This window comes from Thiothrix lacustris DSM 21227 (assembly GCF_000621325.1).
GTDB classification, from domain to species: domain Bacteria; phylum Pseudomonadota; class Gammaproteobacteria; order Thiotrichales; family Thiotrichaceae; genus Thiothrix; species Thiothrix lacustris.
Map to the genome: position 1 here is coordinate 1 of NZ_JHYQ01000026.1, position 22,054 is coordinate 22,054.

At 50.5% G+C, this 22,054-nt stretch carries 25 protein-coding genes; 17 read left to right on the top strand and 8 right to left on the bottom strand.

What is annotated here, in order from left to right:
• Window positions 1–309 (top strand): RNA-guided endonuclease TnpB family protein (locus tag Q394_RS20310; protein ID WP_038141527.1); only part of this gene is annotated, 309 nt, incomplete at its 5' end.
• A 1-nt stretch (window position 310) separates the two neighbouring features.
• Here Q394_RS20310 and Q394_RS0112935 read toward each other — a convergent pair.
• Entirely contained in the window at window positions 311–667 is a 357-nt protein-coding gene (locus Q394_RS0112935; RefSeq protein WP_028489645.1) for a DUF3301 domain-containing protein, read from the bottom strand.
• A 74-nt stretch (window positions 668–741) separates the two neighbouring features.
• Between Q394_RS0112935 and proC the strand changes: the two genes are divergently transcribed.
• The 3 genes from proC to Q394_RS0112950 are packed head-to-tail and all read left to right on the top strand — an operon-like array spanning window position 742 to window position 2,466.
• Window positions 742–1,584 (top strand): pyrroline-5-carboxylate reductase, encoded by an 843-nt coding sequence (gene proC, locus Q394_RS0112940; protein ID WP_028489646.1) that lies wholly within the window; start codon window positions 742–744, stop codon window positions 1,582–1,584.
• 36 nt (window positions 1,585–1,620) lie between these two features.
• Complete coding sequence (locus Q394_RS0112945; RefSeq protein WP_028489647.1) at window positions 1,621–2,169, top strand: YggT family protein; 549 nt, start codon at window positions 1,621–1,623, stop codon at window positions 2,167–2,169.
• A gap of 3 nt (window positions 2,170–2,172) precedes the next feature.
• Window positions 2,173–2,466: a DUF167 family protein gene (locus tag Q394_RS0112950; protein ID WP_028489648.1), complete on the top strand. Its 294-nt coding sequence runs from the start codon at window positions 2,173–2,175 to the stop codon at window positions 2,464–2,466.
• A gap of 46 nt (window positions 2,467–2,512) precedes the next feature.
• Here the strand turns inward: Q394_RS0112950 and Q394_RS0112955 are convergent, their stop codons facing one another.
• Both Q394_RS0112955 and gshA read right to left on the bottom strand, forming a co-directional pair.
• Window positions 2,513–2,965, bottom strand: coding sequence for an RNA recognition motif domain-containing protein (locus Q394_RS0112955; protein ID WP_028489649.1), 453 nt, complete (start codon window positions 2,963–2,965; stop codon window positions 2,513–2,515).
• A gap of 239 nt (window positions 2,966–3,204) precedes the next feature.
• A complete protein-coding gene (gshA, locus tag Q394_RS0112960; protein WP_028489650.1) occupies window positions 3,205–4,803 on the bottom strand; it encodes a glutamate--cysteine ligase in 1,599 nt (532 codons plus the stop codon).
• A gap of 152 nt (window positions 4,804–4,955) precedes the next feature.
• Between gshA and Q394_RS21575 the strand changes: the two genes are divergently transcribed.
• The 9 genes from Q394_RS21575 (at window position 4,956) to Q394_RS0113010 (ending at window position 13,165) form a co-directional block, all read left to right on the top strand.
• Window positions 4,956–6,377 carry a M48 family metalloprotease gene (locus Q394_RS21575; RefSeq protein WP_051543425.1) on the top strand — a complete coding sequence of 474 codons (1,422 nt, stop codon included), beginning with the start codon at window positions 4,956–4,958 and terminating at the stop codon, window positions 6,375–6,377.
• Between the two features lie 214 nt (window positions 6,378–6,591).
• Window positions 6,592–7,005 (top strand): sulfur oxidation c-type cytochrome SoxX, encoded by a 414-nt coding sequence (gene soxX, locus Q394_RS20320; RefSeq protein ID WP_245606791.1) that lies wholly within the window; start codon window positions 6,592–6,594, stop codon window positions 7,003–7,005.
• A gap of 39 nt (window positions 7,006–7,044) precedes the next feature.
• Complete coding sequence (gene soxY, locus Q394_RS0112975) at window positions 7,045–7,500, top strand: thiosulfate oxidation carrier protein SoxY (RefSeq protein ID WP_028489651.1); 456 nt, start codon at window positions 7,045–7,047, stop codon at window positions 7,498–7,500.
• A 17-nt stretch (window positions 7,501–7,517) separates the two neighbouring features.
• Window positions 7,518–7,826, top strand: coding sequence for a thiosulfate oxidation carrier complex protein SoxZ (gene soxZ / locus Q394_RS0112980; protein ID WP_028489652.1), 309 nt, complete (start codon window positions 7,518–7,520; stop codon window positions 7,824–7,826).
• A 15-nt stretch (window positions 7,827–7,841) separates the two neighbouring features.
• A complete protein-coding gene (soxA, locus tag Q394_RS0112985) occupies window positions 7,842–8,696 on the top strand; it encodes a sulfur oxidation c-type cytochrome SoxA (RefSeq protein WP_028489653.1) in 855 nt (284 codons plus the stop codon).
• Between the two features lie 145 nt (window positions 8,697–8,841).
• Complete coding sequence (gene soxZ, locus Q394_RS22900; RefSeq protein WP_245606792.1) at window positions 8,842–9,459, top strand: thiosulfate oxidation carrier complex protein SoxZ; 618 nt, start codon at window positions 8,842–8,844, stop codon at window positions 9,457–9,459.
• 85 nt (window positions 9,460–9,544) lie between these two features.
• The gene (locus tag Q394_RS21990) at window positions 9,545–11,812 is read left to right on the top strand and encodes an MBL fold metallo-hydrolase (protein WP_084260469.1); all 2,268 of its coding nucleotides are present in this window, start codon (window positions 9,545–9,547) and stop codon (window positions 11,810–11,812) included.
• Window positions 11,813–11,847: 35 nt separating this feature from the next.
• Entirely contained in the window at window positions 11,848–12,357 is a 510-nt protein-coding gene (locus Q394_RS0113005; RefSeq protein WP_084260470.1) for a DsrE family protein, read from the top strand.
• Between the two features lie 76 nt (window positions 12,358–12,433).
• Window positions 12,434–13,165, top strand: a complete 732-nt coding sequence (locus tag Q394_RS0113010; protein WP_028489655.1) for a DUF4395 domain-containing protein — start codon at window positions 12,434–12,436, stop codon at window positions 13,163–13,165.
• Window positions 13,166–13,193: 28 nt separating this feature from the next.
• Here the strand turns inward: Q394_RS0113010 and Q394_RS0113015 are convergent, their stop codons facing one another.
• The 4 genes from Q394_RS0113015 to Q394_RS0113030 all read right to left on the bottom strand — a co-directional run bounded on the left by Q394_RS0113015 (window position 13,194) and on the right by Q394_RS0113030 (window position 16,702).
• Window positions 13,194–13,574: a lysozyme inhibitor LprI family protein gene (locus Q394_RS0113015; RefSeq protein WP_028489656.1), complete on the bottom strand. Its 381-nt coding sequence runs from the start codon at window positions 13,572–13,574 to the stop codon at window positions 13,194–13,196.
• 105 nt (window positions 13,575–13,679) lie between these two features.
• Window positions 13,680–15,329 (bottom strand): polysaccharide deacetylase family protein, encoded by a 1,650-nt coding sequence (locus tag Q394_RS0113020; protein WP_028489657.1) that lies wholly within the window; start codon window positions 15,327–15,329, stop codon window positions 13,680–13,682.
• A gap of 135 nt (window positions 15,330–15,464) precedes the next feature.
• Window positions 15,465–16,166 (bottom strand): hypothetical protein, encoded by a 702-nt coding sequence (locus Q394_RS0113025; RefSeq protein WP_028489658.1) that lies wholly within the window; start codon window positions 16,164–16,166, stop codon window positions 15,465–15,467.
• Entirely contained in the window at window positions 16,163–16,702 is a 540-nt protein-coding gene (locus Q394_RS0113030; protein ID WP_028489659.1) for an RNA polymerase sigma factor, read from the bottom strand. Before Q394_RS0113030 ends, Q394_RS0113025 begins: the two co-directional genes overlap by 4 nt.
• Window positions 16,703–16,848: 146 nt before the next feature.
• Between Q394_RS0113030 and soxB the strand changes: the two genes are divergently transcribed.
• The 4 genes from soxB to Q394_RS20335 all read left to right on the top strand — a co-directional run bounded on the left by soxB (window position 16,849) and on the right by Q394_RS20335 (window position 21,542).
• The gene (gene soxB, locus Q394_RS0113035; protein WP_028489660.1) at window positions 16,849–18,597 is read left to right on the top strand and encodes a thiosulfohydrolase SoxB; all 1,749 of its coding nucleotides are present in this window, start codon (window positions 16,849–16,851) and stop codon (window positions 18,595–18,597) included.
• 418 nt (window positions 18,598–19,015) lie between these two features.
• Entirely contained in the window at window positions 19,016–19,675 is a 660-nt protein-coding gene (locus Q394_RS0113040) for a protein-L-isoaspartate O-methyltransferase family protein (RefSeq protein WP_028489661.1), read from the top strand.
• 2 nt (window positions 19,676–19,677) lie between these two features.
• Entirely contained in the window at window positions 19,678–19,992 is a 315-nt protein-coding gene (locus Q394_RS21995) for a rhodanese-like domain-containing protein (RefSeq protein WP_084260471.1), read from the top strand.
• An 80-nt stretch (window positions 19,993–20,072) separates the two neighbouring features.
• Window positions 20,073–21,542 (top strand): TolC family outer membrane protein, encoded by a 1,470-nt coding sequence (locus tag Q394_RS20335; protein WP_084260472.1) that lies wholly within the window; start codon window positions 20,073–20,075, stop codon window positions 21,540–21,542.
• On the opposite strand, the gene Q394_RS22470 is transcribed toward Q394_RS20335, so the two are convergent.
• Window positions 21,479–21,937 (bottom strand): hypothetical protein, encoded by a 459-nt coding sequence (locus Q394_RS22470; protein WP_156946869.1) that lies wholly within the window; start codon window positions 21,935–21,937, stop codon window positions 21,479–21,481. The two genes, Q394_RS20335 and Q394_RS22470, sit on opposite strands and share 64 nt — an antisense overlap.
• Between the last annotated feature and the right edge of the window lie 117 nt (window positions 21,938–22,054).

A 22,054-nucleotide genomic window follows, 5' to 3' on the forward strand; every position in this document is an offset into this window, starting at 1 on the left:
AAGCACATTGCGGATGCAAGTTGGGGTGAGTTCACTCGCCAGCTTGCGTACAAAGCTGGCTGGTACGGGAGGACATACGTTGAGATAGGGAGATTCTTCCCGTCCACTAAACGCTGTTCCTGCTGTGGGTTCGTGAAAGAAAACATGCCGCTGGACGTGCGATCGTGGGAGTGCCCCGAATGCGGCACAACCCACGACCGTGACGTGAATGCAGCACGTAACATTTTAGCCGCCGGGCTGGCGGTGTTAGCCTTTGGAGAGAATGTTAGTGGCGATGGCATTTCGGTGTCGTCGTCCTGTTCTCGGTGAATTAGGAATCCCCCGGCTTTAGCCGTGGGGAGTAGTCAAACTGCTCAATCGTTGTGCCATCGTCCCGGTCGACTTGTACCTGTTCCAGCACCCGACCACGCAGGATGGCTCGTCCGTGCCGCCGTTCAATCCCGCGCTTGCTGTATTCAAAGCCGTAAATGCGCCGCCAGACCAGATGCCCCTGACGGTTGCGGGCAGGTTTCATGCTTTCCAGCGCCACGGTTTGATCCAATAACTGCACGTCAATCTCGCGGCAGGCACGTATGGCAGCCTCCACTGCCCGTTCTTTGGCGTTCATTGAGTCGATCCAGAACCAAAAACCCAAGCCAAGTAACCCCAGTAAAAGCAGATTTTCCATTATTGTCCTTGAAAATAGTAGAATGTACCCATTATTACGGAAATCCGCTAACCGACACAAAGTAAAGAGCGCACATGGACATACCTCAAATCACACAAAAACCCACCACCATTACCTTTATTGGCGCTGGTAATATGGCTCGCAGCCTGATTGTTGGCCTGTTACAAGACAAGGCGAACGTCGTCTTGCGCGTGGCTGACCCTGATCTGCAACAACTCGATGCTATTCACAAACACTGGCCGGATGTGCTGACCACGACTGATAATCTCGAAGCCATGCAAGGCGCGGATGTGGTAGTGCTAGCGGTCAAGCCACAAATCATGTGCGCCGTGACCGAAACGCTGGCTGAAGCGGCTCAACGCAGCCGCCCGTTGTTTATTTCCATCGCCGCCGGTATCCGCGAAGCAGCGCTGAACCGCTGGTTGGGCGGCAATCAGGCGATTGTGCGTTGTATGCCGAATACGCCCGCATTGGTGCAAGCCGGGGCAACGGGTCTTTACGCCAACCCGCAGGCGTCTGAAAAGCAGCGTAGCGTGGCGGAAAGCATCCTGCGTGCGGTCGGTATTACCTTGTGGTTTGACGATGAAATCAAGCTGGATGCAGTCACGGCGATTTCTGGCAGTGGCCCGGCCTATTTCTTCTTGGTGATGGAGGCGATGCAAACCGCTGCCGAACAATTGGGAATCCGTGCTGAAGACGCGCACTTGCTAATCATGCAAACGGCCTTGGGCGCTGCCAAACTGGCGCTGGAAAGTGGCGATATGCCAGCCGAACTGCGCCATAAAGTTACCTCGAAAGGCGGTACGACCGAGGCAGCCCTCAAGGTGTTGACCGGCGGTGGTTTGCAGGACTTGTTCGTACAGGCATTGCAGGCGGCAGAAAGCCGTTCCCGAGAATTGGCAGCCGCCAACAGTTAATCATTACTCATCCATATTTATTGGGGATCGTTTTACATGGAAGCCTTACAGAATGTCGGCGTTTTTTTGGTGCAAACCTTATTCTCGCTTTATATCGGGGCGGTGCTGATCCGTTTCCTGTTGGCCTTGTCACGCGCTAATTTTTACAACCCGCTGTCACAATTTTTGGTCAAGATTACTAACCCGGTGTTGGTGCCGTTACGGCGTCTTATTCCGGCGATTGGCAAGCTGGATACGGCGGCGATTGTGTTGGCGCTGGGCTTGAAAGTTATTCAGGTTCTCCTGCTCGTGGCTTTGCAAGGCAGTGATGCTAATTTGCCAGTGGTACTGGTTTATGCGATTGTGGATTTATTGCGTACCGTTATCCAGATCTACATCTTCGCGTTGATCATTCAGGCTGTATTGAGTTGGGTAGGAAACAGTTATGGTAATCCGATGGCCGATGTATTGAATAGCTTGACGGATCCTTTACTACGCCCGATCCGTAAGGTGGTACCGACCATCGGTATGGTGGATATGTCGCCGATGGCGGCTATGCTGCTGTTGTACATTGTATTGATTGTGCTTCAGTCAGTCGGCTTGTAAGGCATGGCGACGGAATTTTACCGTTGGGAAGATGATGTGTTGCACCTGTTTGTGCGGGTGCAGCCCAAAGCGAGTCGGGATGAATTTGCTGAAGTGCAGGAAGATCGGATTCGTATCAGGATTACAGCCCCGCCCGTGGATGGCAAAGCTAACGCACACCTTGTGAAATTTTTGGCAAAAACGTGTGGTGTTGCTAAATCAAAGGTGAAGATAATAAACGGAGAAACCGGCAGGAATAAGCACTTGTCTATCGAATGTCCGGTTCTTTTGCCAGCAGGTATTGAAAAGGCAGGCTAAAGGAAACCTTGAGCCTGCCCCGCGAAACAGTTATCGCTTAACGGAATTAACGGTAGCCACCGCCGCCGTTACCACCGCCGAAACCACCACGGCCACCGCCGTCACGGCTACCGCCACCGAAACCACCACGGCTACCGCCGCCGTCACGGCTACCGCCACCATCACGGCTGCCGCCGCCGAAACCACCACGGCTACCGCCGCCGTCACGGCTACCGCCGCCGAAACCACCACGGCCGCCGCCGTCACGTGGACGATCTTCGCGTGGCTTTGCTTCGTTAACTTTGATGTTGCGGCCTTGAACAGCTTGCTCGTTCAGACCTTGAATAGCTGCATTACCTTCAGCACCGTCTGGCATGTCAACAAAACCGAAGCCCTTGGATTGCCCCGTCATTTTGTCTTTGATCATGCTAACGCTGGTTACTTCGCCATAAGCGGAGAACAGGTCGCGCAAGTCGTTTTCGGTAATTTTATAGGGCAGGTTGCCAACGTAAATATTCACTGTTTGTCATCTCATAAAAGCGTGTGCTGCTCGGGAATTTACGTTATAGATAATCAGTCACACCAAATTACCTGATAACGATCGACCATTGTGGTGCGATAGGTTATGCACTGTGAAACCTGTAAGTTTAGGCTGTTGTAGCAGTAAGCAAACACAATAAACTTTCAAGTATCAGGCAAGTTATTCAGAGTGTACCCCAGTTTTCTGTCGCTTGTAACAAAAATCGGATGATTGTTTGGTTAATTTTTTATGTCAGCCGAAGTCCCCGAAAGGTAGGCATTCAGGAAGCTGTCAAAATCCATTTCTTCGCTGTCTTCAATAGCTTGCTGGCGGATTAACGAGGTTGCCGCGAGTTGCTGAAATTCCTCTGCCAACGCAGGATCAAGCTCACGTTTCAAGAAATAATCACGGTGCTCGTCAGATTTTCGCTGGGCAAATTCAAAGAAACTTTCCTGATTGGCGTGCATTTCTTCCAGCATTCGCGCCGACGGGGTAATGTCGGGATTGTAAGCAAGCTGGATCTGGCTATCCAGACAGTCGGTGTAACAGTCTTCTCCGTGCACGGTGTTGAGCATTTCGGCCACCGGACGCATGGCTTGCAGTAATTCCCGTGCATGGTCACGCAGCAATACACTCTTGCCCAGACAGCTTAAGCGCACTTCTGGGTCACGTCCGCGATGCGCGGTGAGCATCTGATTGTGGTTGATGACCTCAAACTCTTCGGCAGAGACCAGCGGGCTTTCCTGTAGTAGGCAAAAATGCATGAAGACTTCGAGGAAAAACAGTTGGCGGCGGGTTAATCCGGCGGGGTGGAAGGCGTTCACATCAATAGAGCGCAATTCCACGTAGGCAATGCCGCGTTTTTCCAGTGCATCGGTCGGCTTCTCGAAACCTTGCAAGGGCTGCTTGGGGCGTACCGTGCTGTAGTACTCGTTTTCAATTTGCAGGGTATTGGCGTTCAATTGGCGGTATTCGCCTGCGACCTTGACGCCAATCTCCCCGTAGATGGGGCAGGGCGTGGTAATGGCGCGGCGTAAACTGCTGATGTAAGTTTCCAGCGTGTTGTAACACACCTTGACGCCGGTTTTGTTTTCCTTGCTATTGGTGTAACCGATATTGCCCATCCGCAAGGAGGTGCCAAACGGCTCGTACAGGGTGTATTCGTTGAAAGCCTCCATGCCTTCTGGGGCGGGGCGATTGCCGAGGAAGCTTTTGCAAATCGCAGGGGAAGTGCCGAATAAGTAAATGATTAGCCAGCCGTAACGTTGCAGGTTGCGCACCAGTGCCATGTATTGTGCATCGCGGAAGGTGCGCAACTCACCTTGATCACCTTGCACTTGCTGCCAGGGTTGCCAGAATGCCTCGTCGATGGAGTAGTTGAAGTGAATCCCGGCGATGACTTGCATCGCTTTGCCATAACGCCAAGCCAGCCCTTCGCGGTAAATATGCTTCATGCGCCCGGCGTTGGAGTTGCCGTACTCGGCAATGCGGATGTCGTCTTCACCCGCCAGCACGCAGGGCATACTGGTCGTCCACAGGCGTTCGTCTTCCAGTTGCTGGTACACAAACGTTTCGATATTCAGCAAGAAATCCAGCGCTTGCGCCGCCCGTTCCTGCGGTGGGGTAATCAATTCAATCAGGGATTCGGCGTAATCGGTGGTGATCCACGGATGGGTCAGGGCAGAACCGAGTACTTTGGGGTGATCACGCTGGGAAAGACGGTTATCGGGGGTGACGCGCAGGCTTTCTTTTTCCAGCCCCGTGCGGGCATTGCGCAGGTAAGGGTACAGTTGATTGGTGTCAATCTCGCGCAGGCGTTGTTCCAGCAGATGGTACACGGGCAGGTTCCTGTTCAGGCCAAACGGGGATTACAGCATAGAACCACCATAATGCAAATTTCCCGTGACCGAATGTCGGTGTGGATACAGGAAAAGATACTTTCCGTTGCATTGCTATTATAGTTAGGGTCTCGCATACGGAAGTCAGTTTGATGATGAAACACCTGATATTAACCGGTCTGGTCGCGTTTGGCCTAAGTACCAGCGCATTTGCCGCACTTGATCTGGACGTGCCGACCCTAAACCTTCCCGATCTCGGCGATTTTGCTAACAATACCCTTAGCAGCACCGAAGAGTCTGTGCTTGGCGTAAAGCTGATCCGCGAATTACGCGGTAGTGAGCCAGTGGTAGAAGACCCTGAGCTCAGCGGTTGGTTACGAGCCTTGGGCAACCGTTTAGCGGCACAAGCTCCCGGTGGCATTGGCAATTACTATTTCCTGATCGTCAAGAACGCTGAAATCAATGCCTACGCCATGCCCGGCGGGGTGGTGGTTATCCATTCAGGTTTGATCCTTAATACAGAATCGGAAAGTGAGTTGGCAGCGGTGATCGCTCATGAAATTGCCCACGTTTCCCAACGCCATATTGCGCGAATGATGGCAGGGGGGAAGAGTAATCCACTGCTTACCGGCCTTGGTGTCCTTGCGGGTGCTGCTGCTGCCAGCAAAAGTCCAGAAGCAGCCCAAGCTATTATTACGGGGGCGATTGCCAGTGAATTTCATCGCCAACTCAGCTTTAGCCGTCAGATGGAAACCGAGGCTGACCGGACAGGTTTGCGCATTCTGGCTGGAGCGGGGTTGGATCCTCAGGCTATGCCATTGTTCATGGAAAAGCTTGATCGGCGTACTTCCGATGTGAATGGCGATATTACGCAGTATCTGCGTACTCACCCACAGAGCATCGACCGCTTGAGTGATACTCGCGAGCGTGCCAACCAGTTAGGCAAGCGCCCAGTACGCGAGGATGGTGATTACCTTTATGCACGGGAAAAACTGCGGGCTATTACCACGTCTGGCTCCTCGCGGGTGGCTCATGGCAATCCGCAACTGGCGCAATATGCCGAAGCTGCCAGTCAGTTACACCGGGGTAATGCCAAGGCTGTCTTGCAACTATTAGGTACACAGTCTCGGGAACTTCCGGTTGCTTTGACCATTGCTGAGGCGCTCAATATCTCACAACGTTATACCGATACTGAAGCCCTGTTGACTCCGCTGGCAAACGCTTATCCCGGTCAGGAGGCTATTCTCGTGCCACTGGCAGAGGCATTACTAGCCAACCAGCAATCGGCAAAAGCTTGGCAACTCATGAGCCGTGCCCGCCTGACCGAGCAAACCAGTTTGGAATTCCTCGAAGTCCGCCAGCGAGTTGCTGAGCAAGCAGGTCAACCTGTGGAAGCTTATCGCTCTGCTGCTGAGCGCAGCCTGCGAATGGGGGAGTACAAACATGCTCGCGCCATTCTTGAACAAGCTTCACGTTTGCCTGGTAATCCCGCGCAGACCAGTGCCCAATTGCAAGCCATGGCACGTGACATCGAGCGCATGGAGTCCCAGCAGAAGCAATTGGATAAGTTTTGATATATTGACCTTAAATGATATAAGAATATCGTTATATTCTTATAATCAATTGGTTTTATTAAAGTTTTTTTGCGTGTTTTACCACAATCGGTTAAGCTCAATGTCTGACTATTGATATATCTCAAGTTTTAAGGTGACATGAGGAGTGCAATCTTAATTTACAAGCTTGAGGTTTGATTTTAATCATAATGGTTCTGTTAGAGAGGAGGTAGTTATGCGGGAATTTTTTCGCATTTTAGTTATGTCAACAACGGTTTCGGTGTTGGCTTTAGGTGTCGGTGTCACATCTGCTTATGCAGCTGATGGCGCTAAAAAAGCAGATGCTGCTAAAGCAGATGCAAAACCGGCGGAAGAAAAAAAAGAAGTAACAGGTAAGGATCTGGCTTTTGATCGTGCTCTTGGCAACTGTTTGGCGTGCCACATGATTGCAGGTGGTGAGTTGCCGGGTAATATCGGTCCACCTTTGATTGCTATGGCGGCTCGTTTCCCAGATAAGGCTAAACTGAAAGCACAAATCTATGATGCTCGTGTTGCCAATCCTAATACCATCATGATTCCTTTTGGTCCGATGGGCATCCTGAACGATGAGCAGCTTGATAAGGTCGTTGACTTCATTTCAACCCTGTAATTTTTAAATATTCACTGAATTCTTGGAGAGAGGAATTTTATGAAACGTAGAACATTTTTGCAGGGTACATTAGCGGCTAGTGCAGCTGGCCTTGCGGTGAGTGCTGGCTTGTTGACGCCGGGCATGGTCATGGCAGAGGGCGGCGGTGCATTCGATGCAAAGTCGATGGAAGATGCCCTGAAAGTGATGGCGCTTACCCCAGAAGATTCCGGTGACGTTAAAATCAAAGCCCCTGAAATTGCTGAAAATGGTGCAGTCGTACCGGTGACCGTTACCTCAGGTGTCGCGGGCACAACCGAAATCAGTATTCTGGTTGATGGCAACCCGACCCCACTGGCAGCGACTTTTATTCTGGCAGAAGGTACATCCCCTGAAGTTTCCACCCGTATCAAAATGGGTAAAACAGCCAACGTGGTGGCAATCGCAAAAGCAGGCGATAAATCCTACACCGCGAAGCAGGAAGTTAAAGTCACCATCGGCGGCTGCGGCGGCTAATTCAGAGGAGCAAACACATGTCTAGCATTAAACTCAAAGCCTCAGCCAAAGATGGGGCAGTCGAAGTCAAAGCCTTGATGACTCACCCAATGGAAACTGGGCAGCGCAAGGATAAAAAAACCGGGGAACTGGTTCCAGCGCATTTCATTAAAGAAATCATTGTCACGGCGGGTGATAAGACCGTCCTGACGGCTAACTGGGGTGGCTCTGTTTCCAAGAACCCTTACCTCGCGTTCAGCTACGCAGGCAAAGCGGGCGACAAGGTGAAACTGTCGTGGACAGACAACAAGGGCGAGAAAGATTCCGCTGAAGCTGATGTTGCCTAACTGGAGGAGATTCTTATGAAACAAGTATTTACAGCAGCAGCCGTTGCCTTGGTTTTGAGCATCTCTGCATTGGGTACCGTGCAAGCTGGTCCAGCAGAAGATTTGACGGCCTATCAAGATTATTTCAAAACAACCTTTAAAGACGTACCTTTTGAAGATTTCAAAGACGGTGCTTATGCCCTAGATGCTGGCTTGAAAGAGCAATGGCAGTCTATGGAAGAGTTCCCGCCTTATGAGCCGGATATTGATGCGGGTAAGACCATGTGGGAAACCCCGTTTAAAGATGGTAAAACCTACGCTGATTGCATGGGTGATATCAAAGCAATCCGTACTAAATACCCGTTCTATGATGCCGAAAAAGACACCATTGTTACCGCAGAAGGTGCGCTGGATGCCTGTAAGAAAGCAGGTGATGGCGAAGGCTTTGTGGATAAAGATGGCAAGCCATTCCTGAATAAAGGCAAAATCGCCCAACTGATGGCCTATATTGCCATGGAAAATCGTGGCAGCAAAATTGCTGTATCGACACCGGAAGGCAAGGCAGTGGATTGGTACGAAAAAGGCAAAACCTTCTACTACGCCAAGCGTGGTCAGTTGAATATGTCTTGCGCAGATTGCCATACCAGCAACGCGGGTAAGATGATCCGTGCGGATTTGCTCAGCCCATCCTTGGGGCATGTTACCCATTGGCCAACGTACCGTTCAGCAGATGGTGAAATCACAACGTTGCATAACCGTTTCATGGGTTGTAATACCATGGTTCGTGCCAATAAGTTCAAACCACAAAGTGATGAATATAAAGCACTGGAATATTTCCTTACTTATACGTCCAACGGCCTAGAATGGAACGGCCCTGGTTCACGTAAGTAACACGCTTACGTTCGATCTGACAATCGATGGAACCCGGCTTCGTGCCGGGTTTTTTTATGAGAATTTTTCAAAAAAACGGAATATTTTCACGATACGTTACGTCTTACTACCTGAATGTTAGTAATACATCTCTAGAGAGGAACCTATGAAACGTAGAACATTTTTGCAGGGTACATTAGCGGCTAGTGCAGCTGGCCTTGCGGTGAGTGCTGGCTTGTTGACGCCGGGCATGGTCATGGCAGAGGGCGGCGGTGCATTCGATGCAAAGTCGATGGAAGATGCCCTGAAAGTGATGGCGCTTACCCCAGAAGATTCCGGTGACGTTAAAATCAAAGCCCCTGAAATTGCTGAAAATGGTGCAGTCGTACCGGTGACCGTTACCTCTGGTGTAGCGGGTACAACTGTAGGAAAAAACCATCGGCGGCTGCGGCGGCTAATTCAGAGGAGCAAACACATGTCTAGCATTAAACTCAAAGCCTCAGCTAAAGATGGGGCAGTCGAAGTCAAAGCCTTGATGACTCACCCAATGGAAACCGGGCAGCGCAAGGATAAAAAAACCGGGGAACTGGTTCCAGCGCATTTCATTAAGGAAATCATTGTCACGGCGGGTGATAAGACCGTCCTGACGGCTAACTGGGGTGGCTCTGTTTCCAAGAACCCTTACCTCGCGTTCAGCTACGCAGGCAAAGCGGGCGACAAGGTGAAACTGTCGTGGACAGACAACAAGGGCGAAAAAGATTCCGCCGAAGCAGACGTAGCCTAACCCGCTACTGTTGGTTAATTCGTAGAGACGCAAGCTATTGCGTCTCTACCGTGTCATTTTCCTCTCATTCAATACCGGAGGAATCATGCGAGCCATTGCCGCATTTATCGCTATTTTCTGTTTGTTGCTGGGGCTGAATGCCCGTGCTGATGACAAACTTCCGCCGGTCGTGATGGAACTCATCAAGGTTTCCGAGCACGTCTACTATGTTCAAGGTGCGCCCGGTGCAGCTACCCAGAATCACGGTTTTATTTCCAATGCTGCGGTGATCGTCACCGATGAGGGTGTGATCCTGTTCGATACCCTCGGTTCACCAGCACTTGCACAACTATTCCTGCAAAAACTCAAAAAAGTGACTGACAAGCCAGTAAAAAAGGTCATTGTCAGCCATTACCACGCTGATCATGTTTACGGCCTGCAAGTGTTCAAGGACATGGGTGCGGAAATCATTGCCCCCGCTGGTGCTGAGGACTATCTCAATGCCGAGAATACCCAGACCTTGTTGGAAGAGCGCCGTACCTCGCTTGCCCCGTGGGTGAATGCCGATACCCATATCGTCAAACCTGACCGTTATGTGGAAGGCAATGAAGAGATTAACTTCGGTGGCGTTACCCTCAAACTGATTTTCAATGGCAAAGCGCACTCGGACGGCGACCAAAGTGTGTTGGTTGAGCCGGATGGCGTATTGCTGATCGGCGACCTGATTTTTGAAGGCCGTGTGCCCTATGTCGGCGATGCCAATACCAAAGTTTGGCTGGAACGTCTTAAGGAAATGTCGCAAAGCAAGCTGACAGCAATGATTCCCGGTCACGGCCCGATGTCCAAAAAACCCCAAGAGGTTATCAAAACCACCGCCCATTACATCGAATTCTTGCGTGAAACAATGGGCAAGGCCGTAGAAGATATGACCCCGTTTGATGAAGCCTATGAAGCTACCGACTGGGGTGAGTTTATCGACATGCCAGCGTTTGCAGAAGCCAACCGCAAGAATGCTTATCAGGTCTACCTGTCGCTGGAACAGGAAGGGATGCAGCCGCCTGAAGCCGAAAAGGTCAGTGCCGACACGCCCGCCGCCCCCGTCTTGCGTGAAGCCCCGGCTCTCACCGAACAAGCCAAGCAACTGCTGGATGAGGTCAATCAACGCATCACCAATGTCAATACGCCTGAACTCAAGGCCTTGCTACAAAAGCACCCCGAAACCCAGCTTATTGACGTGCGTACCCCACAAGAAATCACGCTACTGGGTGGCAGTATTGATGCGCCACGTCACCGTAACCTCATGCGCGGTTGGCTGGAAATGCACGCCACCGAGCAGTTACCCGATAAAAATATCCCGATTGTGGTGTATTGCGGCGTAAACCAACGCAGCCCACTCGCCGCTGATACTTTAATGAAACTTGGCTACACCAATGTTAAAAACTACGCTGATGGCTTTTTTGCATGGAAAGACGCTGGGTTGCCCGTCGAAGAAAACGACAAAGCCCTCGATTCATTCCTTTATAGCAAACCCGTCGAGGTCATTCCCGGCGTATGGTCAGCGATTGGCGCAACCGCTCCGCCTTCCTACGACAATAGCGGGCACAACAATAACCTTTCCTTCGTGATTACGGATGCAGGTGTTGTGGTCATGAATGCTGGTGACAATTACCTGTTGGCACAAGCCCTGCATGACGAAATCAAACAACGCACCGATCAGCCCGTCAAATACGTGTTGCTGGAGAATGGGCAAGGCCACGCCATGCTTGGTATGAATTATTGGCAGGAGCAGGGGGCGAAGGTCATTATGCACCAAGATGCATGGCACGAAGTCGAGCAACGTGGTGCTGACCTGATTGCTTTAATGCGTGCCCGTAGCCGTGATAAAGCCTACCGCACCGAGCTTTCCAAGCCTGATGTTATCCTCAGCGAAGACAGCATGGACTTAAGCCTTGGCTCATGGAAAATACAAGCCTTACGTATCGGTTCAGCACACAGCCCCGGTGACATTATGTTATGGATGCCTGATAAGCAATTGCTGATTAGCGGTGATGTGGCATTTCATGAACGCCTGTTGCCCCTGTTTGAAGATACCGATACTGATGCGTGGATCGACACTTGGGCAAAACTCGAAGCGCTCAAACCCACTCACATTATTCCCGGACACGGCAGCCCCACCAATTTGGCAGAAGTCACGCAATACACTAAAGATTATTTGGTATACCTACGCACCAAGGTCGGGGAGATTCTCGAAAACGGTGGCACCTTACAAGATGCCTATAAGATCGACCAAAGTGCTTTTGCCCACCTTGATACGTTCGACGAGCTATCGCTGGCTAATGCTGGCATGGTGTTTCGCGAGATGGAATTTGAATAAGACGATAATTTTATCAACCGTAGGAGGAGAAAATCATGCTAAAACCAATACTATTCAGCATGTTCATGGCTGGCAGCTTGCTGACGCAGGTGGCGAGCGCAGAGGAGGCGAAATTCGACCCTGGTGTACCAGCCCCCAAGGTCGCCGATGATTATTACGCAGGTGCGGAAAAAGTTATCGTCCATGTCAGCATGGATGGCGACGAAAAGAAGTACATGGGCGTGCTGGGTAACGTCAGCAATTACATCAAGGCACTGGATGCAACCGGCAAGAAAACCGATGCAGTCATTGTGATGAACGGCGACGGTCTCGGCTTGCTGACCACTGCCAAGCAGGTGGAGATGAATGCCGACGCCAAGCTGCCCGCCAAAATTGCCGAACTGAAGGAAAAAGGCGTGAAATTCGAGGTGTGTTACAACACTTTGATTGGGCGTAAAATCAAGTTTGAGGACTTGTATGATGCCAAGCCGGAAGACGTGATTCCGTCCGGTGTAGCAGAGGCCGGGCGCTTGCAATCGCAAGGGTATCAGCTACTGAAACCGTAATGGCGGTTTGGCGGGAATAAGGCGGGTTGTACTAAGCCAGCTTTATATTGGCTATCGGCACAGATGGGCGTGACTCATGATAAATTGGATTATTACTTGCTGTAAAGATTTGTGGTTCCGCGATCGCAACGAAGTCAGCCCCTATATTAATGATACTGCGGTGCGGATTCGTGCGGGGCTTTTGCTTGCTATTCCGATTTACATGGCGTTTACGCTATTCGATGCTATTTTTGGCGCAGATTGGGTGGTGACAGGCGAGGTGATTACTGACACGCTGGAAACCGATTTTGATGGACGCATAATTTACAGTGTCGAAGCGGTTAAACGTACCTTTGATTACAGTACGCAAACCTTGGTGCTGCTGTATGCGTTGTTTGAAATGATTTCGGGTATGTTCGTGCGCACATCACGCTTGTCACCCACCATCTTACTCAGTAGTTTTCTGGCTAAAAATTTACGCCCGGTGTGGAAACCGTTATTACCAAAGCGTTTTGCATGGTCGATTGGCGCGAGTTTTATTATTACCTGCCTGATCTTCTTCAACCCGGAAGTGTTTGCGGGTTGGGTCAATGCCGTAGCCGGAAGTGAATTATTGCCCGAAACCTATAACTACATGCCGTCATGGATTCCGCTGGTGATGGTGTGGGTATGCTTTGGCTTTATGTGGATGGAAACCGTACTGGGGTTTTGTGCGGGCTGCAAAGTCCATGCCTTGCTGGTGTGGATGGGCGTGTTGGAAGAAGAGTGCGAAGCCTGCAATAACCTTGACTGGGGTGATGCTGCCAGCAAAAGTCAGCAGCACCCGTAAGCATTCTGTTAGTGTAGTTTCTAAGCGATTATAACTTGTCTGCAATGGCGTCTAGTTGATCGGTGCGCTCGGTCGTCATCCTGATTTTGCAGGTTTTTTCTCTGTATTCCATGCCATTGGCCAAATTTGCGGTGAGTGCTTCTACGATGCATTGGGCATCCCGCATCTTGATCCAGCCCAGTTGCATGGTTTTGAGGTCGTTAGCGACATTTCTGTCTTTCATCTTTTTCTTGAGGGCCTGGAATGAGCCGTTTAACTCTTGATCAGTTTGGGTCAGGCATTGAGAAAATTGGGCATCGGTCTCGAAACTTTCAGAGTTCGCCATATCTTTACAGGCTAAACCAGTACCAGCCATGGCAGACCCAGAAAATGCCAACATCAGGGCGGTCATACAAAGCAACTTATTCATTTGAAATTCCTATGTGTCAATAAATAAAAATACCTCATGTTTCAATGACATGGGGTAGGTCGTTTATACAGGAAATGCATATAGAATCAATGATTGAGAGTCTTGTTAGCGTGTACTTCCAGGAATGATGGTGAACGGTGTTGATGCTGCTACCTGACCATTATTCAGGTAGAAAATGGCTGAGTATGTTTGACCCGCGACAGCTTCCGAAACAGTAATACCCAGTTTAGCGGAAACGCTGCCATTGGTGGTTGCCCCGGACATACCGGGCTGCCAGTTGGCTTGGCTGGTAGGCACAATACCTACAAAATCGTGGGGTGGGATATTGCTCCAGTTGAGCCGTACCCGGTTAGTGTTTTCGATGGAGACGCTGATGTCGGCGTTCGATGGGGGCGGAGGCGGCGGGGGAGTATTCGCTGTGATATTTGCTGTAACCGTTTGTGCTGCTGTCATGCTTACCACGCAACTGGCCTGTGTTCCACTGCACCCTGCGCCTGACCAGCCAGAAAAGGTTGAGCCAGCGGCGGCTGTTGCCGTCAGGGTGACACTGACGCCACTGGTGTAGTTTTCTGTACAGTCTGCACCGCAATTAATGCCTGCTGGCAGACTGCTGATCGTGCCTGTTCCCGTGCCAGTTTTGTTGATGGTGAGGGTTCGTGTGGTGGGTGATGTTCCGGGGATAATCACAAAGGGGGCGGAGGTCACGACTTTGTTGCCGCGATAATAAAGAATCGCAGTATATGCCTGACCAGCCTGAACACCCGGTACGCTGATGCCTAGGTTGCCGGAAGAGCTGCCTTCCGTTGTCGCGCCTTCCGCCCAATACAGGCTGCCTACTGGCACAATGCCGAGGTAATCGTTGAGGGGCATACTGTTCCAGCGGACGCGTACTCGGCTACTCGATTCAATACTGACGCTGATATTGTTGGGGTCACCTGTTTGCCCTTGTGGATTGGGGGCAGGGCCAACGGCATACGCTTCACTGAAGGTATAAAAGCGCAGCCCAAGCTGTTTGGCTTTGCTGATAACGCCATTGAGTTTGCTAACACTGAGGCCGTAGGCATGAGGTTGGGTATCGGGCTGAATACGGTGTGTGTAGAGCGTCAGAATTTCTGTGTTGTTTTTTGCACGAGTCAAAGCCGCTTCGATTTCTGGCAGTTCGTTTTGGCCACTGCTATCGATGCTGTCACCTTCTAGAAACGTGTAATACTTGTCGCTGTTGTGATAAAGCCGATCCAGTTGCGATAGAGGCCGGGTTCCATCCGCGTACCCTGCTCGCAGGAAGGGAAAGTAGGGGCGAATAGCATCATCATAGGCATTCGTGTGCCCATTGGATGGGTAGGAAAAGCTTAACGGTGTAAAACCCGCTGCTACCATTTCGGTTAGGGTGGGGAGTACTTGCGTGTTCAGGTAGGCACTGACTTTTACTGGGTCATTGACGGTGGGGTCGCTAGTGTTGACTTCGCCGTGGGAATAGCTGTGACTACCAATTTCATGCCCTGCATTGGCCAGTGCTCGCAGTTTAGTGAGCTGGCTACTGGATAGCAGATGAAAATTGCTGACAAAGAACGTCGCCTTCACATTCGATAGATCGATGTGTTGGTTGTTGGTGATGAAATAGTCATACCATTGATCAACATAGTCGTCATCAAATGTTAGAGCCAGCCCAGACTCATGCGTGGCTGCCTGAGTATTGAAGGGTAATAGTAATATAAACATGCACAGGCTTAATAACCATGTTGTGTGAAACTTCATCTGTCAATCCTCTGTTTGATCTGCACATGTTTATAGTCTAGGTTTATATTCTCTCTTTTAGTTTTATGGCAAGTGGAGGGTTAGCGAGCTAATAGGTTTGATAGCTACGATAAACGGTTGAGGTACAAAATTTCTTCAAATGGCAATATAGCGCCACCCAGCACGCATGTGATCCACGACAAATTCTACGGCTGATGGAGCAATTTCTGTTTCGTCCACTAGGGCAACCAGTTCCCCGCGTTGCTTGAAGGAATAAAGCGTATTGCTGCACGCTACAAATTTTAGGTGTGGGTATGTTTCGCTCATTTGTAGGATGCGGCCTTCGTGCTTGGTTGTTCCCAAACGCAATAAATCAATGCCTTCTGCACTCGTGACAACATACACGCTACCCTCTGTGTGCTCGATCTGTTGGGCAAGCGTTTCGGCTTTTACCAGCGCTTTTTCCAGTTTGACTGGCTCGTGTGAATCGATAAATACGATGAAACGGTTGTCATGCGCCGTTGCATTTTCCAGCGTTAAGCCTTCAGGTTGCCACAGGCGTGGCAGGTATTCGGTCGTGCCTGCCCCGGCGAGGAAGGTTAGGCCAAATACTAAGGCGTATACCGCTGCCTGTTGCCATGCTTGTGGGCGTTGGTGCTGTTTGCCCATGCTGCTCATGGCGGGCAAGGGGTAGGAGGATTTGACCAGATGTTTGATGCGCTGGATGTCGCACAGCTCTTTTTGCAAGCCAATATCGGCTTCCACTTCGGCAAGCACGCGGCGGCTTTGTTCGGCATCCAGTTGTCCATCCGCCAGTGCGTGTAGGCGGTCGTGGATGGTTAGCTGATCCGGGTTCATTTCACTCTCCGTAAATAGTGAACGTTGTCAGTATTGCGTATGCCTTGCAGGCGTTTTTTCATGGTGTCACGGGCGCGACTGAGGCGGCTCATCACCGTGCCCACCGGAATGTCGAGGATGGCCGACACTTGTTCGTAACTGCATCCTTCTAAATCGATCAGTGTCATGACTTGGCATTGACCGACGGGTAAGGTCTCTACCGCAGCACGTACTTGTTCAGCCAGTTGGTCATCGGCTAATTGCTTTTCTGGGCAATCGGTGCAGGCCAATTCCATCTCGTCAATGTCCATTGTCGGGCGTTGGGTGCGCAGATGTTCCATCCAGCAGTTATGCAGAATTTTGTACAACCACGCGCCGAGGCGATCATCGTCTTTGAGCTGCTCCTGTTTCTCCAGTGCTCTAGTTAGGGTGTCTTGCACCAGATCATCAGCCAGTACCGGGTCACCGCACCACGCTAGTGCCATGCGGTGTAGTTTGGCGCGGTATTCTGCTAACCTGTGGTCGAGTCGGTTAAAACGAAAATAATGGCTAAACATAATAGTTATTTAAATTCTCCTGCGGTTCTGTCAAACATGATGCCGAAAACTTGCAAAATATTCCAAAAAAGATGGAATATTTTGGGCTGAAGCCCGTCAGTAAACCTGTAGCGAGAACAACTTCAGCCCGTTTGAGGAGAGAGAACGTGAGTCTAACCCGTCGTGAATTTATGCAAATGTTGGCGGCTGCCAGCGTTGCCGGTTTCAGCCTGAATAATGCCTTTGCTGCCGATGGTGCCAGCAAGGAAGGCAGTAAAACCGATATCAAAGCCCCCGGTAATCCTTATGAACTGCCCGCATTCGGCAATGTATCCTTGATGCATTACACCGACTGTCACGCGCAATTGATGCCGATTTACTTCCGTGAGCCGACAGTTAATCTGGGTATTGGCAGCATGAAAGGCCAAGTGCCGCATTTGGTTGGCGAACATTTCCTGAAAAAATACGGCATTGAAGCCGGAACGATGGATGCACACGCCTTTACCTATCTGGATTATGTGGAAGCGGCTAAAAAATACGGCAAGGTCGGCGGGTTTGCTCACCTGAAAACGCTGGTTGACCAAGTACGGGCACAACGCCCCGGCTCGCTGTTGCTGGACGGCGGCGATACTTGGCAAGGTTCGTGGACGGCGCTGAAAACCAATGCGCAAGACATGGTAGACGCACAGCTTGCCCTCGGTGTCGATGTCATGACCCCACACTGGGAAATGACCTTCGGTGCTGACCGCGTTAAGGAAATCGTCGAGAAGGATTTCGCGGGCAAGATTGATTTTGTTGCCCAGAACGTCTTCAGTAATGACTTTGACGAGCGTGTGTTTGAACCGTTCGTGATCAAGGAAATCAACGGTGTGCCGGTGGCCATTGTCGGGCAAGCCTTCCCGTATGTGCCGGTTGCCAACCCGAAACACATGGTGGCTGACTGGAGCTTCGGCATCCGTGACGATGACATGCAGGAAGCGGTGGATGCTGCCCGTGCCAAGGGTGCCAAAGTCGTGATCGTGCTGTCCCACAACGGTATGGACGTTGACCTGAAAATGGCCAGCAAAGTCACCGGCATCGACGCGATCATGGGCGGTCACACCCACGACGGCGTGTTCCAACCAGTAGTCGTGGAAAACAGTGGCGGTAAAACACTGGTAACCAATGCCGGTTCCAACGGTAAATTCCTCGGTGTCCTCGACCTTGATGTGAAAGATGGCAAAGTTGCTGATTTCCGTTACAAATTGTTGCCAGTGTTCTCCAATCTGCTGGAAGCCAACAAGGACATGCAAACGCTGATCGACAAGATCCGCGAACCGTACAAGAAAGAGCTGGCGGAAGAACTCGCTGTATGTGACGACGTGCTGTACCGTCGTGGCAACTTCAACGGTACGTTCGACCAATTGATCTGTGACGCGCTGATGGAAGGGTTGGATGCGCCGATGGCCTTCTCACCGGGGTTCCGTTGGGGCACAAGCGTGCTGCCGGGTCAGCCAATCACCTTTGAACACGTTGCTGACCAAACGGCGATCACTTACGGCACGGTCACGCGCAACGAGATGAGTGGTGAAATGATCAAAACCATCCTCGAAGACGTGGCGGATAACCTGTTCAACGAAGACCCTTACTACCAGCAAGGGGGGGACATGGTGCGTGTAGGTGGCTTGAAGTTCAGCTTCGACCCTACTGCGAAGATGGGGCAGCGTGTTTCTGACATGGAATTGGGCGGAAAACCGTTGGATGCAGCAAAAACTTACCCGGTAGCGGGTTGGGCAAGCGTGCAGGAAGAAGTGCCTGAGAATAAGCAGATTTGGGAAGTGGTCGCGGATTACCTGCGTAGCAAAAAGACCATTGGCAAAATCGAGTTGAATACCCCGAAACTGAAAAACGTCGACGGTAACGAAGGCTTGGCTTAAACGTTTAAGGTAGAGACGCAAGCTTTTGCGTCTCTACTGATCAGGGCTTCACCTTATTTGCATTCTCCTGGTGTAAAGCCTTGTACCCTAGAATCGGCACAGGCTTTACAGTCGTTGGTATAGGTTACTTGTCGGATAGTTGGGGTGTTGATGGTTGCGCAGACTGGTGCGAACGTTCCGTAACAAATATCAGGTCGTGGTTCCTGACATTGTAGAAAAGGCGTTGTCTTTGCATCCGCCGTATTAGAACGGCTATATCCTGACAACGACACTGCCAGCAATAGCCCCCCGAACAGTAGCATTCCTCGCATTTTCATAAAAAAACCTCGTGTTAGATGCTTTTGGTCAGTACTCAATCACTTGCGACATGCCGTCGTAATCCGTACTCTTAGTGCCACCCTTTGTCTGGAGCCTGCACATGAATCTGGAACATGCCCGTTTTAATATGATCGAACAGCAGATACGTCCATGGGACGTATTGGATCAGAGTGTTTTGAAAACCTTTGGTTTCATTCAACGTGAACTGTTTGTACCCAAAATTCATAAAACCCTCGCCTTTGCTGATATCGAAATACCTTTGGCGCATGGTGAACACATGATGTTCCCAAGAGTAGAGGCGCGGATGTTGCAGGCACTCGCGATTTCCCCAGAAGATACGTGTCTAGAAATTGGCACAGGTAGCGGATTTGTAACGGCTTGTTTGTCTCATCTTAGCAAACACGTCGACAGTGTGGATATTTATGAGGACTTTATCCGACAAACGGAAGAACGCTTGTTTGCCCTGAAGCTGCGTAACCATACCTTGGTGACAGCAGATGCTTTGCGTGACTCTGGAACGGGCAAGGAATATGACGTCATTGCGGTGACTGGTTCGGTTCCCGTTTACCTGCCGCAGTTTGAAAAGCAACTAGCACCCGGTGGACGTTTATTCATCGTGGTCGGCAGTGGTTCTGCGATGCAGGCACTGCTCGTTAAGCGTGAAGAAGGGGATGAGTTTACACGTACACCTTTATTTGAAACCCGCTTACAAGCGTTACTGGGCGCTGATAGCGATACCCAGCACGCTTTTGTCTTCTGATTATGCGTCATTGGACACCTACTGAGCTTGCTGATTATTTAAAATCATCTCAATCTTTATCGATATTGGATGTTAGGGAAGAGTGGGAATACGATATTGCCCACTTGGAAGGCTCTATCTTGCTTCCTTTAGGGAAATTGGCAGAAAATTTGGCGCAGTTGGATAGTAGTCGTGAGTGGTTGATAATCTGCCATCATGGTATTCGTAGTGCCCATGCCGGTTATTATTTGGAGCGTAATGGTTTCCACGTGATCAATCTGACAGGCGGTATTGACCGCTGGGCTCGAGAGGTTGACCATGATATGTCACTCTATTAATACGAATTAGGGCTATAATTCGCGTTTGGATGAACATGCAGCATCCGTATGTGGCTAACTACATTATTGGAATCGTTTTTATGAAACAACAGACACTGGCATTCTTGATAGCAACTTCTTTGGCACTGGTTGCTCAACAGGCACAGGCTGAAAATTTGCTTCAGGTTTACCAACAGGCAAAAGGGTACGATGCCCAATTTAAAGCGTTGGAGAGTAATTACCTGGCGACTTTGGAAAGTAAGCCGCAAGCTCTGGCTGCACTCAAGCCGCAGGTGGGTGTTTCTGGTTCGATTACCGAAAGTCATCAGCGGACAACCTATGATTATTCGTTGCTTGACCCAGATGGTTCCTCTAGCAGTCGTAATGCTAGTTACAGCCTAAGTTTGAGCAAATCCCTATACAATAAAACCTTGGATGAGCAGGTTAAGCAGACAGATTCGGTTATTGCGCAGGCAAGTTCAGGTTTGGATGCGGAGCGTGAGGCGCTTATCTTGCGGGTTGCAGAAGCGTATTTCAATTTCCTGTCGGCACAGGATAGTCTGGAATTTGCCCGTACTGAGAAAACAGCCATTGGCCGTCAATTAGAGCAGACGCGTGCTTATTTTGATGCAGGTCGTTCGGCTATTACGGATGTTAAGGAAGCAGAGTCCCGTTATGATCTTGCCGGTGCGCAAGAAATCAATGCGGTTAACCAGCTTGATTTGGCACGGGAGCAGTTACGGGTACTAACAGGTGGTTTTTACCAAAGCCTGAATGCACCAGCCGCCAATTTGCCTCTTGTCATGCCAACACCCGCAGACATTGAGCAATGGGTTAAAACGGCTAAGACCAATAACAAGCAACTCATTGCTAGCCAACATGCGATCCAGTCTGCACAAACGGCTATTGATATTCAGCGTGCCACCAAAAAACCGGTCGTGGATCTTGTAGCCCAGCAAACAGGCAGTGAGACGCAAAGTAATTCGGCGCTAGACCCACGAAGCTATGGCGCTAGTGTTGGCGTTCAGGTGAGTATGCCCCTGTACACGGGTGGTGCGACGGATTCCAAAATCCGTGCGGCTCAACACAATTTCCGGCAGGCACAGCAACAGTATGACTTTCTGAATCGCACCACTGAGCAGCAGGCACGTAATGCTTTCCTCACGGTGCAGTCCAGCATTAGTCAGGTAAAAGCCAATCAACGTGCTCTTGCTTCGGCTGAAACTGCCGCTGAAGCGACCCAAGCAGGTTTTGAGGTAGGGACGCGTACCGCCGTTGATGTGCTGACGGCGTTGCGAAATGTGTTCAGCGCTCGCCGTGACTATTCACAGACCCGTTACACTTATTTGCTGAATACCCTGAAACTGCGTCAGGCAGCAGGGACGTTATCCGAGCAGGATATTGCGTCGATGAACGCCATTATGACGACATCACCCAAGCAAATAGAAGCAGCGTTACAGCCAAGCGAATCACCCACGGATCTAGAAGATAACGGCAGTTTCGAACGTTATAGTGCCGTACCTGCTGATAAAACTGTGGAACAGACAGCGCCATCTGCTAATAAGCGATAAGCGTATTTCCAACGCTCCCCGGATGCGGCCTCCAGCGCACTGAGCAAGGTGGCATCCGGGACAGCTTCTGCCTCATGAATATTGCCGATAATGACCCAGTTCGTCACGTTGAGGGTGGGTTTGCGGATTAAATGCAAATCCAGCGCTGTCTCATTCTCAGGTAATTGCACATAGCAAAATACTTTATCTGGGTGTGGTTTCAGCTCAATATCGGGCGAGCACCCTAAAAAGCACAGCAGTGATAGAAAATCCTTGCCTGTTGTGTAGTAGCCCTTTCCCAATGTTTCCCCTAATAACCCCAGCTTGCGTAAGCACGTATGTAATGCCGAAGGTGTGAGTGGTGTTGTTTCAGAGGAGGTGGGAAACAATACCAATTGATGACGGGAATACTGCATTTACTTATCTCTATGGCATGGGAGTATCTATTCCCCCACCGTATAACACCTACCCTAAAATGACAAACTTATGTAGTATCATTCGCCTACATTCCCCTGACCCAACCTTAAGGCGTA